This window comes from Streptococcus sp. Marseille-P7376, from assembly GCF_902460385.1.
Taxonomy (GTDB): domain Bacteria; phylum Bacillota; class Bacilli; order Lactobacillales; family Streptococcaceae; genus Streptococcus; species Streptococcus sinensis.
On sequence record NZ_CABPTS010000008.1, the window covers coordinates 64,342 to 80,827 of the forward strand.

A 16,486-nucleotide genomic window follows, 5' to 3' on the forward strand; every position below is an offset into this window, starting at 1 on the left:
CTATTGGACATTGTTAGCCAGATTAGACAGGAGACGCTCAAAGGAATATTCATAAGTCTGGATGTCACCAGCTCCCATAAAGACATAAACTGCGTTGCTGTGGTCAAGAAGCGGAGAAACATTATCCACATCAATGACCTTGGCCCGCTTGACAATCTTTTCAGCTAGATCCTCGACCTTAACATCGCCATTGTCCACCTCACGCGCAGATCCATAAATCTGAGCTAGATAGACCGCGTCAGCCTGATTGAGGGCTTCTGCAAATTCGTCCAAGAGAGCAATAGTCCGAGTGAAGGTATGCGGCTGGAAGATTGCCACGATTTCCTTGCTTGGATACTTCTGACGGGCTGCATCCAGAGTCGCAATAATTTCTGTCGGATGGTGGGCAAAGTCATCAATGATGACTGTTTCGTTGACAATCTTCTCTGTAAAGCGACGCTTGACTCCGCCAAAGGATTTCAAATGCTCGCGAACTAAATTCAAGTCAAAGCCAGCAATATAAAGGAGCCCAATCACAGCTGTTGCATTCATGATATTGTGACGACCAAAGCTCGGAATTTGGAATTCGCCCAGTTCCTGCCCGCGGAAGGAAACTTTAAAGATGGAACCGCTAGTCGAACGCAACAAATCATGCGCGACAAAATCATTGCTCTCTTTCTGGAATCCATAATAGTAAATCGGTGCATTGGATGTTATCCGACGCAGCTGCTCATCTTCTCCATAGATAAAGAGCCCCTTAGTGATTTGCTTGGCATAATCATTGAACGCATTAAAGACATCTTCCAAGCCAGTAAAATAATCCGGATGGTCAAAGTCAATATTGGTAATGATCGAATATTCTGGATGATAAGGCATGAAATGGCGCTCGTACTCGTCTGACTCAAAGACAAAATACTTAGCATTGGCCGATCCACGACCTGTACCATCTCCAATCAGATAGCTAGTATCCGTAATATTGGACAGAACATGGGAGAGAATACCCGTTGTAGAGGTCTTCCCGTGGGCACCAGCCACTCCTAAGCTGACAAAGTCACGCATAAAGCCACCTAAAAATTCATGGTAGCGTTTGTAGCCGATACCGTTAGCATCTGCGTAAGCAATTTCTACATTGTTATCTGGACGAAAGGCATTGCCAGCAATGATTTCATAGTCTGGCTGGACATTCTTTTCATCAAAAGGCAGGATGGAAATGCCAGCCTGCTCCAGACCGCGCTGAGTGAAATAATATTTATCAACATCGCTTCCTTGAACCTTATGGCCCATCTGGTGCAGCATCAATGCTAAAGCGCTCATACCAGAGCCCTTAATCCCGATAAAATAATAGGTTTTCGTCATGATAGCTTTTACTCCTTATCTAATTTGGTCAAGTTCAATTCTTGAGCCATTCTATGTTTCTTGTGCTCTTCCTGAGGATTGCTTTGCTTATAGACTTGACTGTTCTTCAAAAAATCATAGGTATTTTTCTTAGATTCTTCCTTGAATTTTTGAGTCTTAGGTCTGTAAGCAGGCTTAATCTCTGCTAAAATATAGGATTCTTGTTTGAGTTTATTTCCAAATTTAGCAAACTCTCCCGCAGCATTTTTCTGGAAAGTTGCAGTCGGCTTTGGCTGCTCCGTGGTCGAATGAGCAACAGCCGAAACTTTCCTATTCCGAATCTTATTGGGAATTTCACTGGTCAAATAAGGAGCCGAGCGTTTCTTTTTCAAATCAGCTCTAGCTTCTTCACGCGCCTGCTCAGCATAGCGAATAGCTGGGGCACTTTTATCAATTGGTCTTTTAAAATCTTGAAAATTCGCCTGTTTTTTAACCGGTCCTTTGACAGTTAGGTTGGCAGCAGCTGGTGCATGCTTGCTAGAATCAACAATCGGCGCCCACTCTAAATAGTTACGGTCTGTATAGTCCCCAATAATATTGCTGATGAGGTCCAATTCATCATACAAATTCATGTGTGGCATCTCTGTCAGCATGATTTCATCATCAGCAACTAGAGGAAATTGTTTATCAGTCATATTGATTTTCCTTTCAACTCTTCATTATTATAAACTATTCAAACTATTTTTCAAGCGATTCTGGTGAAATTCCGAGAATTTCTCGAATTTCCTCCAGCGAAAGACTAGAGCGTGCTTCTGCCCCATCCAGAATAGTTGAAACCAGATTTCGTTTAGTCTCCTGTAATTCCTGGATTTTTTCTTCAATGGTTCCCCTCGTAATCAGCCGATAAACTTCGACATTGCGTTCCTGTCCGATACGATGGGCCCGGCCGATGGCCTGAGCTTCTACCGCTGGATTCCACCAGAGGTCCACCAAAATAACGGTATCTGCACCAGTCAGGTTGAGACCGACACCGCCGGCCTTGAGAGAGATCAGAAAGGCTGACCGTTCTCCTTGGTTAAAAGCCGTTGTCATCTCCTGACGATCTTTTGCAGGGGTTGAGCCCGTGATTTTGAAGGATTCCATCCCCATCTGATCCAGCTCGGCCTCGATGATATCCAACATTCCACGGAATTGTGAAAATATCAGAACACGATGATTGCCGTCTTGGATCTGCTCCAGCAGCTCACGCAAACTCTCCAGCTTACCGCTTTCCCCATCGTAATCCTCCATAAATAACTTAGGTGTGTCACAAATTTGACGGAGCCGCATAAGACCTGACAGAATCTCTATCTTGCTGCGATTGATTTCCTCCTCCGTTGCATGGAGAATTCGCTCCTGCATTTGCTTGAGTAAGGCTAGATAAATCGTTTTCTGGCTGTCTGCTAGTTCGTTACGGTAAGAAACCTCAATCAAATCAGGAAGCTCCTGCAAAACTTCTTCTTTCTTGCGCCTCATAACAAAGGGTTTGATATAGCGCGCAACCGTTTCTGCCGACATCTTCAAAAAAGCTTTCTTGGCCGGTAACAAGCCCGGAAGGACAATCTGGAAAATAGACCAGAGCTCGCCGAGATGATTTTCAATCGGCGTGCCAGACAAGGCATAAGTCCGCTCCACCTCAAATGCTCTCAAATATTGAGCAATCTTGCTCTGGTCATTTTTCATGACCTGTGCTTCGTCCAATATCAAATAGTCAAAATGAAGCCCCTGATACTCTTCAACATCTTGTCTGAAAGAAGCATAGCTGGTAATCGTAATCTGATGATTTTCTGCAATCGCAGCATCTCGAACATTTTTCAGCCCATACACAACGGCTACATCCAAGTCCGGAGCAAATTTGGCAAACTCATCACTCCAGTTGTAAATCAGGCTAGATGGTGCTAATATCAAGACTTTCTTAGACTTGATCAAATGAGCAGCCAGAAAAGAAATGGTCTGAAGAGTCTTCCCCAAGCCCATGTCATCGGCTAGAATACCGCCGAATCCATATTTATTCAGCATGGATAGCCATTTTACACCCGTTTCCTGATAATCCCGAAGCTCAGCCTGAACTTTCAGCTTAGGCAGAGGAAAATCCTCAGGGTGGGTCAAATCATAAGCCAGCTGGCGAAAATCCTCCGACAAGTCAACTCTTTCCTGATCTTTGAACAATTCAGAGAGTTGGTAGGCGGCCAGACTATGCGTTTGGATAACCCCATTTTTAGAATGTTTGCTTCGCAATTGTTGCAAGGTCTGGCTGATTCGCTTACTATTCTCATCAAAAATCAAGACCTGACCCGTCTTGCTGATAAAGTAATCCTTTTGGCTCATCAGCGAATCTAGAACATCATCCACTTCAGACTGATCAATACCAGTAAAATCAAAGCCAATATCCAAGAGACCACCGTTCATACCGACGGAAACTCTCGGAGGTTCTGTGTAGGACAAGGCTTGCAACTTATCTGATAGGTGGACATTGCCCAGTGCTCTAAAACGCGGAATCAAAACGGAGAAGAAACGGTAAATTTCTTCTGGTCGCAAAGGCGGACGCTGGCTGATAAACTCATCTGCAAAACCCGCCTCCAGCATTTCTTTAAAAACCTGCTGTTCTCGCTCAAAATTGCTAGCGAAAGGCAGGTTTCTTAGTTCCTCACGACTGGTTACGGTCTGACTGCCATAATCAAAAACAAGATCCAGTAATACTTGCTTGTCCGCCCCCAAATTAAATTCGAAATCCACGGTAAAGTCATGAATGAGCAGACGCTCAGGTGCTGTCACACGGCCAATCTTTTTAAACTCGACCAAACTCACTGCCAGTTTGGACTGCTCAGATACATCAAATTGCAGGCGCTTTACTCGTTCCTGCTCAATCGGCAGTTCCTGTAAAGCCTTGATTAATTTCGTCTGCTGAGCCGTCAGTTGATAGAATGTCTGATTATGAAAGATAAATTGCCCCCCATAGAGCATCTTATAATTCTTTTCTGATATCAGTAGCTCAAAATAGTTTTCACGCTCTTGCACCTCAAACTGATAAATCTCCGCCTCTTCATGCAAGTCCTGAAAAAATACCTCCGAATAATCATAGAAGCTATATTCCAAACGAAATGACATGAGATTCATCAAACGAGTCACACCTTCTTCAAAAAGACTGGCTGGAAAATAGAGGTGCCGCCCTGCATTGGGAAAGACTAGCGAAGAATCCTGCCCCTTATAATCCGCTGCCAAGCCCCGTAAGAATTCTAGCAAATCTTGACTGGCCTCATCAAAATTCTCTATGCGGATGGGCTCATAATAACTCTTTCCAATCTGATAATGGCCGCCCTTGTCCAAGGTTCTCAAAAAGGACAAAATATCACGTACCACATAAGAACGCTCATCTGGCAGTCGACTGATCCGCAGACTCCATAAGAATTGTCCTGTGTAAGTATCTTCCTGACCGGTCGCCGATAGCTCATAGCAGATTTGCTGCCCGGATTTATCTGGCAAAATCTTATCCAAAAAAAGACTGCCAAAAGAGACTAACTTCTGGGTTTCCTGACTGGATGACTCCTTTTCTTCCATCTTTTCTAGTAGGTCTTTGCCAGCCGCATCATTTTTCAGAAAATATTCTAAGGCAGCCAGATGGACACAATACTTCTTCTTTTGAAAAAAATCACAGGAGCAGAAAACTGCATCATCATCTAGACTATAGCGTAGATTGTATTGATCCACGCGCGTGTACAAAAAGGAATCCTTGACTTCAAGAATTTCAACCTTTTTGCTGTCACAGAGCGCAATCCCTTCTGTTCGAATTTTACCAGGAATTAATTTAGCCATAATTACCACCTAACGTTTATCCTTTTATTATACCATATTTTGAACACAATAAGAAAAAGCAAGCATCAACTTGCTTTCTTTATGTATAGAATGCCTATGTCTAATCACTCATTTACTTTTTGGATATGTGATACTCCACCTCAGACTTTGGTAGAAGCGGATACCAAGCTTGATAAGATTGCACATATCCACTTAAAGACTGGTACTACTCGTTCTTTTTTCACACAGTTCAATCTGGCTTTTCCGATAAGGAGAGGAAGCAGCCAAGTAGGTTTTATATACGTCCTAAAAGGCTTCTCTTTTAAAAAATCCCTCAGCTTCAAAATGGTTTATTTCATCACTGGCAGCAACTGAATTAGATATAACTTGTTCCTATCTGGATTTACTAGCTGGTGAAACTAGAACCCACCTAAAAAAACTCAGACTTGATTCGCTTAAAGCTCCTACTTCCGCTTCCTTGCAATCAAGTGAATCGGGGTTCCTTCAAAGACAAAAGCTTTGCGGATTTGATTTTCCAAGAAACGCAGGTAAGAGAAGTGCATTAGTTCTTCTTCGTTTACAAAAATGACAAAGGTCGGCGGCTTGGTCGCAACCTGAGTCGCATAGAAAATCTTGAGACGTTTGCCCTTGTCAGTCGGTGTCGGATTAATCGCGATGGCATCCATGATAACATCATTGAGCACCGCTGATGGAATACGGGTATTCTGACTCTGACTGATTTGCTTAATCATGTCCGGCAGCTTATGGAGACGCTGCTTGGTCAGGGCAGAGACAAAAATAATCGGTGCATAAGACAGGTATTGGAACTGATCACGAATATCTTCTTCCCAGTCTTTCATAGTATGGTTGTCTTTTTCCAGCGTATCCCACTTGTTGACTACAATAATTAGACCTTTCCCAGCTTCGTGGGCAAAGCCAGCGATTCGCTTGTCGTACTCACGGATTCCTTCTTCAGCATTAAGCACCATCAGAACAACATCTGAACGGTCAATGGCTCGCATAGCTCGCATAACAGAGTATTTCTCTGTATTTTCATAGACCTTGCCTGACTTACGCATACCCGCCGTATCAATCATGGTAAATTCCTGACCTTCACTGTCTGTAAAGACCGTATCAATAGCATCGCGCGTAGTACCAGCCACTGGACTGGCAATGACCCGGTCTTCACCCAAGATGGCATTGATCAAGCTAGACTTACCGACATTGGGACGGCCAATCAAGCTAAACTTGATCATATCAGGATTTTCAACCACTTCCTCGTGAGGAAGATTTTCGACGATAGCGTCCAGAACATCTCCTGTACCAATCCCATGGACAGAAGAGACTGGGAAAGGATCGCCCAAGCCCAGTGCATAGAAATCATAGATCTCATTGCGCATCTCGGGATTATCCACCTTATTGACCGCTAAAATGACCGGCTTATGGGTCTTGTAAAGCATCCGAGCGACATATTCGTCCGCATCCGTGATTCCTTCCTTACCAGACACGACAAAAACAATGACATCAGCCTCGTCCATAGCAATCTCAGCTTGGTGCTTGATTTGCTCCATAAAAGGCGCATCAACATCGTCAATTCCGCCCGTATCAATGATACTAAACTTACGATTAAGCCAATCTGCCGTCGCATAAATCCGGTCTCGGGTGACTCCTTCGACATCTTCAACGATGGAAATTCGCTCACCAGCAATCCGGTTGAAGAGTGTTGACTTGCCGACATTGGGACGGCCGACAATGGCAATAGTTGGTAAAGCCATTACTTACCTCTCTTATTCTAGTTTAATAATTTCTTCTCTTTCAAGATATCCTGACTGGCCAAATTAGGCTTTTGACCAAATTGAGCCGCTAGACGCTGACTCCAGGTATCCTGAGCTCTCTCTCCAGCATAATCAGCCTGAACGCGGTCATAGGCCTCAATGGCAGAGCTTCCCTGCTCTTGGTAGCTTTCTTCAAAAACAACAGCTTCATAAGGCAGACGCGGTTTAACCGCATGGTTCTGATTGGGTTTCCCCAAAGCCATGCCAAAGACTGGATAGGTGTAATCTGGCAGCTTTAACAGCTCTGCTATTTCTTTAGAAACATAGCGAGCCAAACCAATAATGACACCACCATAGCCCATGCTCTCAGCAGCCAAAAGGGTATTTTGACCCGCCAAGGCTGCGTCAACAGAAGTTATGAGAAGGTTTTCTATGCCCTCTGAGTAAAAATCTTCTGTATGTAACCGAACGCCTTTTTCTGCTCGATTAAGGTCACCGACAAAAAGCAGAAAGGCTGAAGCCTGGAGGATAGCTTTCTGGGGCACTAGCTCAAAAAGAGCCTCTTTTTTCTCCTGACTGCGTATCACAATGATGGAATAAGATTGAAAATTTTTCCAACTAGAAGCTGCCCGTCCAGCATTGATAATCATTTTCAACTCTTCATCTGAAATCTGCTCCTCTGTAAAACGACGAACAGAGGTATGGGATAACATTAAATCAATTGTTTCATTCATCTACGATTCTCTCCTTCTAGGCGAACCTCCTGAGCCAGATAGCGAATTCGTTCCATGACCCGCTTGGCCTGCCAAGTCTCATCCCCATTTCTCGCGGTGGCAAAATGTCGTTCTAAATCAACAAAACTAAAATTAGAAGTAAAGAAAGTTGGCAGATTTTCCTGCATACGATGCTGGAGAATAACTTGCAGAATCTCATCCCGCATCCAAGGGCTGGACTGTTCAGCTCCAATATCATCCAGAATCAAGACCTGAGCCACTTTGACATCGTCAATTTTTTCTTTGACTTGACCAGAACTAATGGCGTTTTTGACGTCCAAAACAAAGCTAGGATAGTGTAGCAGAGTAGTAGATACGCCTCGTTTTTCTGACAAATCATGAGCCAGAGCCGCCATCATATAGCTTTTACCAACACCAAAATCTCCATAAAGATAGATAGCCTTTTGGTAGTTTGGATAATCCGCTACAAAATTAGTCAAGAGTTCAAAAGCTTGATAGCGGCCTATATCATCCAAGTCAACCTGAGCCAAACTGGCTTCCTTAAGACTGGCCGGCAGATTAATCAAATTTAGACGACCACGAATAGCTTCCTGACGTTCCTGCTCAATCAACTCAGGAGTTTCCTCATAAGACACATCTGCATAGCCTTCATTTTTAATCAAAATGGGTTTATAACCCTTGGCAATATAGGCTTCATCCTTGAGCAAAAAACGATTGCGCTCAGTGATATACTGGTTAAATTTGGAAATACTGCGTTGGATTTCAGCCTGCGATAACTGCTCTTGCTGAATAAAGGCAGCTATGTCCGGATCTGCCAGAATTTGCTTGACCAGTTCTTGGTAATCAAACTGCCTAACCTTATTCATGTGAGGCATCGCCTGTCCGACTTTTTCCATTTACTCACCGCCTCCTTCCAATTTGGCTAATAGTCTGCGTTTCTGCTCTTCCAGCTCTGCTTGTTTTTCTAGACTAGTTTCATTTTTATAATCAGGATTGCTCCATTCAGGTACATTGCTGGACTTGCGCTTCGGTTCAGCCTGGTTACCAACAGTTTGCTGGTGTCTCTCGCGAATTTTTAGAACAGCTTCCTCAGCAGAAGTCACCTTTTGATAAGCAAAATCATTAGCCACTTTTAAGGCGTATTTTTCGTTCAGATTGGCCGAATCAACCTTGTTAAAGGTTAGAAGTAGGACGAGGTTAATCACTTCATCCAAAAGGCCTAGTTCTGCCATATCTTGTAAGAGTTTTCGCTCAGTCCGAGTAATCGCTGCCTGACGGGTTTTCTTAATTTCGGCTAAAAAAATCAGCGACGTTTGACGTTTGGCTTCTCTAATGATGGACTGTTCCTGCTGACTAAATTTACCGTCAACTGGCTTTTGATTCAGTTTCTGTCGCATACGTTTGGTCGAGATAACCTGAGAAATAGCAGTTTCTCTGGCCAAAAGATAAGTTTCATACCAGGTCCATTTCTTTTGCTCGGCAATGGCAAAAAGTTCTAAGAGATCTTCCTTTTCATCTGCAAAACGTAAATTTTCCTGAGCCATTCGCTGTTTGAAATTTCCTAAATCAAAATCTTTCATTTTTCGAGAGAAATCAAGACGCTCAGCTTCCAAACCAAAGACCTGCACAAATGGTTTTTCAAGCTTCTGTCCCTCAGCCCTGCTAGGTTTCAAGGCATCTGTTGCTGCTTCGCCAATTTTTTTCTCCAAGAGTTTCGTATAGACGTTATGCTGAAAAAAATCATCCGCTGCTAGAGGGGCAGAAAGGCAAATGTAATAATGATCGTCCTTCTGATAAAGAGCTAGGAGTTCCATAGCCGCTAGACGCTCTAAAGCTCTTTCTAAAACATCCATGCCAAAATCCAGATGATTGAGAATATGCCCAAAGAGATGATCCTTTTGCCCATTATCCCAAAAGGCAAGCAGATAGAAATACAGGGTCGCCGCATCTCTGCCAACAATCGGCAAATATAGCCTAGTAAAGTTTCCCACATCCTGATGAATCCGATTATTTCGTAAGAAAGAAAAATGACTGTTTGGTTTCATTTATTTTTCCTTTTTCTTTTTGGATCCCTTAGTAATCTGCTTCAATAGACTTTCCAGCTCGCCGACATCCTTGAAACTACGATAAACACTGGCAAAACGTACATATGTGATTTCGTCTAATTCTGCCAACTCATCCATGACGAGAGAACCAATATACTCGCTATGAATTTCATTATCACTTTGGCTTCGGACCTTTTGTTCAATCCGATTTACAATCGCTTCAATTTCATCGCTGGAAACAGGGCGTTTTTGAGCAGATCGAATAATGCCATTAAAAATTTTATCTCGCGAAAACTGTTCACGTGTCCCATCTTTTTTGACAACTACCAAGGTTCTCTCTTCGACACGCTCATAGGTCGTAAAGCGGTGCTGACATTCTTCGCACTCGCGACGACGACGAATAGTATTTCCATCTTCTGCCTGTCGGCTATCAACTACACTTGACTTACTTCCACCACATTTGGGACACCGCATGACACATCCTCCTAGAATCCTAATACTTCATTATACCATGTTTTGAAAAATAACAAAAGGCAGTTGATTGCTCTATCAAGTTCTAATTCATACTCAAAACCCGCTAATGCTACATAATCGCCCCTCATTACTAACCCCAAATACTTCTCTGTACCGAAATCCATTGTTGCTCAATTTTTCCCATCCAAAAAGCAGCCTGTATCTCTTACAAACTGCTTCAACAGCTACTATTTCTCTAAACTTCTGACAAAGGCTTGATAAGTCTGCTCCATCAGCATAGTAATAGTCATCGGGCCAACACCTCCAGGTACAGGGGTAATCAGACTGGCTATTTCAGCTACTTCATCAAACTTAACATCGCCAATCAGCTTGCCATTCTCATCTCGGTTCATACCGACGTCGATGACAACAGCCCCCTCCTTGACAAAGTCCTTAGTTACAAAATGTCCTCGTCCAATAGCCACAACTAAAATGTCCGCCTGCTTAGCAGTCTTAGCTAGATTGTGGGTCCTCGAATGTGTCAGTGTTACCGTCGCATTCTTAGCTAAAAGCAACTGAGCCATGGGCTTACCGACAATATTACTCCGCCCGATGACGACCACTCGCTTACCTTCCAGTTCAACGCCATATTCATGAAACATCTCCATAATACCTGCAGGAGTAGCCGGAATCATAACAGGATGGCCGCTCCATAGTTTGCCCATATTAAGAGGATGGAAGCCATCAACATCCTTGTCTGGATCAATAGCCAGCAGCACAGCTTCATCATCAATCTGATCAGGTAAAGGCAGTTGGACTAAAATCCCATGCCAGTCAGGATTTTGATTATAAGTTTCAATCAAGCTCAACAACTCTTCTTGACTGGTCTCTTCCGGTAGACGATCTACCTTACTCCGAAAGCCAGCAGCTAAAGCCGAGCGCTCCTTATTACGCACGTAGATTTGACTGGCTGGATTTTCCCCAACCAAAATAACTACCAAGCCAGGAACCTGCCCTGTTTCTTCTTTGAGTTTCGCTGTTTTTTCTGCTAATTTAGCTTGAAGTTTTTCCGCTAAAGCTTTCCCATCAATAATTCTAGTCATTACTTTCTCATTTCTTTTTCAGTATCTTATCCATTATACCAAAAATCTCCCAGTCGCACTTATACATTTTTCTTATAAAAACTTATAAAAATAACCAGCTATCTTTTAGGATAAAATAAAAAAGCAGGTCTCTGCTTTTTTAGTACAATAATTCATAAATTTCCATTGCAATCAAGTCGATGCTATCGAAAGTGTAGGTCTCACGCGCTGCAACATCACGCAGGGTAAAGACTGGACCGTTTTCTTCGTCGTAGCTGTAAGCTACTTCCGCGACAACAACTCCTTCACGCTCAAAATTACGTTTTAAATTTCCACCATCTTTGGCCATAGCTTCCAAGCGATTGATGATTCTAACTAAATGTGATTCCATTTTATTTCTCCTATTTACTTGGTTCTTTCCTATTTTACCACAAAAAGAAACTGAAATACCAGTAAAAGGGCATCTTTTTCTTATTTTTTCGCCAAAATTCTTGCAAATTCATCGGTCTCCAGTAGGATTTTATACTTAATTCTTGCAATGTTTTAAAATACTGATATAATGAAATTATAAAAACTTTGACTATTTTTGACCATTTAAAAATAGGCAATTTCGCTTCCTATAGAAAGAGGTAGAACATGCTTTGTCAAAACTGTAAAATCAATGAATCAACCATTCATCTCTATACAAATGTAAATGGAAATAAACAGCAGATTGATCTCTGTCAAAACTGCTACCAAATCATGAAAACTGACCCTAACAACTCTTTACTCGGCGGTCTTTATAACACAAACAATCAAAACATCGATCCTATTGACGATTTCTTTAACAGCCTCAGCAATTTCCAACATCCTCAGGAGCCAAATCCAAATATCCCTCCAACTCAATCAGGAGGAGGTTATGGAGGCGGTGGTTATGGTGGGTCCAGCCGTGGAGGTGGTCAACGTCAGCAAGCTCCGCAAAAAACCAAAGGACTTCTAGAAGAGTTTGGTATCAACGTGACCGAGTTAGCTCGCCGAGGCGAGATAGATCCTGTTATCGGACGTGATGAAGAGATTGTCCGTGTCATCGAAATCCTCAACCGCCGCACCAAGAACAATCCTGTCCTCATTGGAGAGCCCGGAGTCGGAAAAACAGCTGTGGTCGAAGGCCTTGCCCAGAAGATTGTTGATGGTGATGTGCCTCATAAACTCCAAGGCAAGGAAGTCATTCGCCTAGACGTTGTCAGCCTAGTACAGGGGACTGGTATCCGTGGCCAATTCGAGGAACGGATGCAGAAGCTCATTGATGAGATTCGTTCTCGTCAGGATGTCATTCTCTTTATTGATGAAATCCATGAAATTGTCGGAGCAGGCTCTGCTGGCGATGGCAATATGGACGCTGGGAACATCCTCAAACCAGCGCTGGCTCGCGGAGAACTCCAAATGGTCGGAGCGACTACCCTCAATGAATACCGTATCATCGAGAAAGACGCAGCACTGGAGCGCCGGATGCAGCCCGTCAAGGTAGACGAGCCGACGGTAGAGGAAACCATTACCATCCTCAAAGGGATTCAGAAAAAATACGAAGATTACCATCACGTCAAGTATACAGATGCGGCCATTGAAGCCGCTGCGCTTCTCTCCAACCGCTACATCCAAGACCGCTTCCTGCCAGACAAGGCTATTGACCTCTTGGATGAGGCTGGTTCTAAGATGAATCTGACCCTCAACTTTGTTGATCCTAAGGTTATTGACCAGCGGCTGATTGAGGCCGAAAATCTCAAGGCTCAGGCAACCCGTGACGAAGATTTCGAGAAAGCGGCTTACTTCCGCGACCAGATTGCCAAATACAAGGAACTCCAGCAAACAAGTGTGCTAGACAAGGATACTCCGATTATCAGCGAGAAAACGATTGAGCACATCGTAGAGCAAAAGACCAATATTCCAGTCGGCGATCTCAAAGAAAAAGAACAGTCTCAACTAGTCAATCTCGCCAGCGACTTAAAAGCCCATGTCATCGGTCAAGACGATGCCGTGGATAAGATTGCCAAGGCCATCCGCCGCAACCGGGTCGGATTAGGAAGTCCTAATCGCCCAATCGGCAGCTTCCTCTTTGTTGGACCAACTGGTGTCGGTAAGACTGAGCTGTCTAAGCAATTGGCTATCGAGCTCTTTGGCTCTGCTGACAGCATGATTCGCTTTGATATGAGTGAGTACATGGAAAAACACAGCGTATCTAAACTAGTCGGTGCACCTCCGGGCTACGTCGGTTATGACGAAGCTGGCCAGCTGACAGAACGCGTCCGCCGCAACCCGTATTCGCTCATTCTGCTGGATGAGGTAGAAAAGGCACATCCCGATGTCATGCACATGTTCCTGCAGGTGCTAGATGATGGCCGCCTGACTGATGGTCAAGGTCGGACTGTCAGCTTTAAGGATACGATTATTATCATGACATCCAATGCCGGAACTGGTAAAGCTGAAGCCAGTGTTGGCTTTGGGGCAGCGCGTGAAGGCCGAACCAACTCCGTTCTGGGGGAACTGGGCAACTTCTTCAGTCCTGAGTTTATGAACCGCTTTGACGGCATTATCGAATTTAAGGCACTCAGTAAGGACAACCTGCTGCAAATCGTCAATCTCATGCTGGATGATGTCAATCAACGCTTGGCTAGCAATGACATTCATCTAGAAGTCACCGAAAAAGTCAAGGAAAAACTGGTGGATCTGGGCTACGATCCGAAAATGGGTGCTCGCCCACTGCGCCGCACCATCCAGGATCATATTGAAGACGCCATTACTGACTTCTATCTGGAAAATCCAAGTGAAAAAGAACTCAAAGCTATCATGACCAGCAACGGCAAGATCCTCATCAAATCAACTAAGAAAACTGAAAATCCTACTGATGAACCCAGCAAACCGACAACAGATGAAACCGAACAATAAAATATAAGAAAAGAAACCCAACTTAGGATTTAAACTAGGTTGGGTTTCTTTATATATAGAATAGATGTAATATTTCTAGGAAACTACTTATTTACACAAAGGCAAAGTCCAATCGTCACCTTTGCAGCATTCGTTTTAAACTCCTGCATATTGTCTGAGATGTAAAATAGTCTATAATTCCTAATGCTAAACAAGTTTCTTGTCAATCTAGTGCCTACACTTTGTGCTTGTCCATCCATCTGAATTTAAATAACAAGCAGCGACTACTAGACAAAATTTTTGTCATTTGGGGGTAATTTTCTTATTATTAATATCTTGTAACTTCAAATATATTTCCAACAAGATAAGAGAATAGTATCTAACTGCTCTTTGAAAACTTCAAAATAGATTTTACTGGAACTTTCACTCTATTTTCTTATCAAGAAATCAAAAAAATACTAGTAAAGTCTTGACAGAGGCTCTTCAGTCCTTTATGATAATAGTAAACTTACTAGAGAATGAGGAAAATCATGACACTCCCAACCTTTGGATTAAAAGAAGAAAATGTAGAATATGTGACCCGTTACGGAGTCTATGCTGTTATTCCCGATGAGAATAAAGAAAAAATTATTCTAGTTCAGGCACCGAATGGAGCTTGGTTCCTTCCAGGTGGTAAAATTGAGGATGGCGAAGATCACCTAACAGCTCTCAAACGAGAATTAATCGAAGAACTGGGCTTCACAGCTCAAATTGGAGAATATCTTGGCCAAGCAGATGAATACTTCTATTCCCGACACAGAGACACCCATTTTTATAATCCAGCCTACATCTACGAAACAATTTCCTTCACTGCGATACAAAAACCTGTTGAAGATTTCAACAATCTAGCTTGGTATCCAATCGAAGAAGCAATCAAAAAAGTTAAACGTGGCAGTCATAAATGGGGAATTGAAAAATGGAAAAGCATCCATAAAGCCTAAAGAGAATCGTTCACAATTTTCCAAAAAGATGTTATAATACTAGCAGATACAATGTAGGAGGAAATCGCATGAAGCTTATTAATACAACAAATAGTCACGCCGAACTTGTGAAAAGCCAGCTGGAAAGCACAGACGCGACACTAGTAGAGGTCTATTCAGCAGGAAACAGTGATGTTGTTTTCACACAAGCTCCTCTTCACTATGAAATACTGATTTCAAATACACACCGTGCTATACGAGAACAAGAAATTGAAAAAATTAGAGAATTCTTTTTAAAAAGAAAAATCGATTCCAAAATGATTGACTCATCTGCAATCCGAACTATTTACGCTAATAATCTAATAGAAATCTCAATCCCTGTTAAAGATTGAACTCCCAGATATAGAAGCGTATAAAGCAAAATAACTTATTATCAACTAAAGTGAATGGTCAATTTTAGCATTGAGAGAGAACCTGGGTTCTCTCTTTTTTATATGTTGAGCATTAACTAGAAAATATACTAAATCTGATATTCTGCAATTTCACAGATACCTATTGTATAATATGTCATATTGTTTTCTAATATTAATGTTAAAAAGCATATCATCTATACCTATAAGCGATGGAGATCTGATACCAGAGATGTCATAGTAGATTTCAAGCGTAACCTTCATAGACCAAAACTCCGGCTCTATAATTTCTGTAGTGGGTAACTCCACTGCAGGGATTATGGAGCCTATTTTGTTGTCTTGAATATACAATATAAGTGCACAATAAAAACTCATAAGATTTTCTAGTAAAATAGAATTGAACGAACTAGTTACAAAAGGAAATCTTATGAGCTACCACCATTTTACCATAGATGAGCGCGAAAGTATTCTGATTTACCGTACGCAAGGTCAAAATTTTTCTCAAATCGGAAAATTACTTCATCGTCATCCTTCCAGCATTAGTCGGGAATGGAAACGTCATACGAAAGAAAATATCTATTCTCCCAACAAAGCACAAGCAGCTTATAAACTTGCTAAATCACATTGTGGGCGAAAGAGAAAGCTGGATCTAGACTCGAATCTAAGCAAAATAGTCAAGCACCTTTTTCTCGATTGCCAATGGTCTCCTGAGGAAATAGAAGGCCGTTTGTGCCTAGAATATGGGAAATCTGTTATTAGTTATCAAACGATTTATAGAGCCATCTATCGCGGTCACTTTGACGACAAGCTTTCACATGGTGCTCGTGGTGTGGGAGGATAAACTAAATAATAGATCACGAAAGTGTCTCAACTGGAAAACTCCTTATGAAGTATTTTATGGTGAAATTGTGCACTTATATTGTATGTTCAAGAGAAAAAAAGTCCCATAAGACCTATAATGAAAAGCAACGAAACCATCATT

The 16,486-nt window shown here is 42.5% G+C and carries 14 protein-coding genes; 4 read left to right on the forward strand and 10 right to left on the reverse strand.

The window, feature by feature from the left end:
* From murC to FZ952_RS05910, 10 genes are all read right to left on the reverse strand, one after another.
* Positions 1-1,335: a UDP-N-acetylmuramate--L-alanine ligase gene (gene murC, locus FZ952_RS05865; RefSeq protein WP_148880963.1), complete on the reverse strand. Its 1,335-nt coding sequence runs from the start codon at positions 1,333-1,335 to the stop codon at positions 1-3.
* Positions 1,336-1,343: 8 nt separating this feature from the next.
* The gene (locus FZ952_RS05870) at positions 1,344-2,009 is read right to left on the reverse strand and encodes a cystathionine gamma-synthase (protein WP_148880964.1); all 666 of its coding nucleotides are present in this window, start codon (positions 2,007-2,009) and stop codon (positions 1,344-1,346) included.
* A 43-nt stretch (positions 2,010-2,052) separates the two neighbouring features.
* On the reverse strand, positions 2,053-5,166 hold the full coding sequence (locus FZ952_RS05875) for a DEAD/DEAH box helicase (protein ID WP_148880965.1): 3,114 nt from the start codon (positions 5,164-5,166) through the stop codon (positions 2,053-2,055).
* 443 nt (positions 5,167-5,609) lie between these two features.
* Positions 5,610-6,920 carry a ribosome biogenesis GTPase Der gene (gene der, locus FZ952_RS05880; RefSeq protein WP_148880966.1) on the reverse strand — a complete coding sequence of 437 codons (1,311 nt, stop codon included), beginning with the start codon at positions 6,918-6,920 and terminating at the stop codon, positions 5,610-5,612.
* A gap of 17 nt (positions 6,921-6,937) precedes the next feature.
* Complete coding sequence (locus tag FZ952_RS05885) at positions 6,938-7,654, reverse strand: NADPH-dependent oxidoreductase (protein WP_062199162.1); 717 nt, start codon at positions 7,652-7,654, stop codon at positions 6,938-6,940.
* A complete protein-coding gene (dnaI, locus tag FZ952_RS05890) occupies positions 7,651-8,550 on the reverse strand; it encodes a primosomal protein DnaI (RefSeq protein WP_148880967.1) in 900 nt (299 codons plus the stop codon). Before dnaI ends, FZ952_RS05885 begins: the two co-directional genes overlap by 4 nt.
* Positions 8,551-9,699 carry a DnaD domain protein gene (locus tag FZ952_RS05895; RefSeq protein ID WP_148880968.1) on the reverse strand — a complete coding sequence of 383 codons (1,149 nt, stop codon included), beginning with the start codon at positions 9,697-9,699 and terminating at the stop codon, positions 8,551-8,553. It abuts the gene before it with no gap.
* A complete protein-coding gene (nrdR, locus tag FZ952_RS05900) occupies positions 9,700-10,173 on the reverse strand; it encodes a transcriptional regulator NrdR (protein ID WP_037614692.1) in 474 nt (157 codons plus the stop codon).
* A gap of 227 nt (positions 10,174-10,400) precedes the next feature.
* Positions 10,401-11,255: a bifunctional methylenetetrahydrofolate dehydrogenase/methenyltetrahydrofolate cyclohydrolase gene (locus tag FZ952_RS05905; protein ID WP_062199168.1), complete on the reverse strand. Its 855-nt coding sequence runs from the start codon at positions 11,253-11,255 to the stop codon at positions 10,401-10,403.
* A 139-nt stretch (positions 11,256-11,394) separates the two neighbouring features.
* On the reverse strand, positions 11,395-11,625 hold the full coding sequence (locus FZ952_RS05910) for a DUF1797 family protein (protein ID WP_037614573.1): 231 nt from the start codon (positions 11,623-11,625) through the stop codon (positions 11,395-11,397).
* A 245-nt stretch (positions 11,626-11,870) separates the two neighbouring features.
* On the opposite strand from FZ952_RS05910, the gene FZ952_RS05915 reads away from it, so the two are divergent.
* The 4 genes from FZ952_RS05915 to FZ952_RS05930 all read left to right on the forward strand — a co-directional run bounded on the left by FZ952_RS05915 (position 11,871) and on the right by FZ952_RS05930 (position 16,345).
* The gene (locus FZ952_RS05915; RefSeq protein WP_148880969.1) at positions 11,871-14,156 is read left to right on the forward strand and encodes an ATP-dependent Clp protease ATP-binding subunit; all 2,286 of its coding nucleotides are present in this window, start codon (positions 11,871-11,873) and stop codon (positions 14,154-14,156) included.
* Between the two features lie 509 nt (positions 14,157-14,665).
* Positions 14,666-15,115, forward strand: a complete 450-nt coding sequence (locus FZ952_RS05920; RefSeq protein ID WP_037614568.1) for an NUDIX hydrolase — start codon at positions 14,666-14,668, stop codon at positions 15,113-15,115.
* A 68-nt stretch (positions 15,116-15,183) separates the two neighbouring features.
* Positions 15,184-15,486, forward strand: a complete 303-nt coding sequence (locus FZ952_RS05925; protein WP_037614566.1) for a DUF1827 family protein — start codon at positions 15,184-15,186, stop codon at positions 15,484-15,486.
* 445 nt (positions 15,487-15,931) lie between these two features.
* The gene (locus tag FZ952_RS05930; protein WP_262366337.1) at positions 15,932-16,345 is read left to right on the forward strand and encodes a helix-turn-helix domain-containing protein; all 414 of its coding nucleotides are present in this window, start codon (positions 15,932-15,934) and stop codon (positions 16,343-16,345) included.
* Positions 16,346-16,486: the final 141 nt, after the last annotated feature.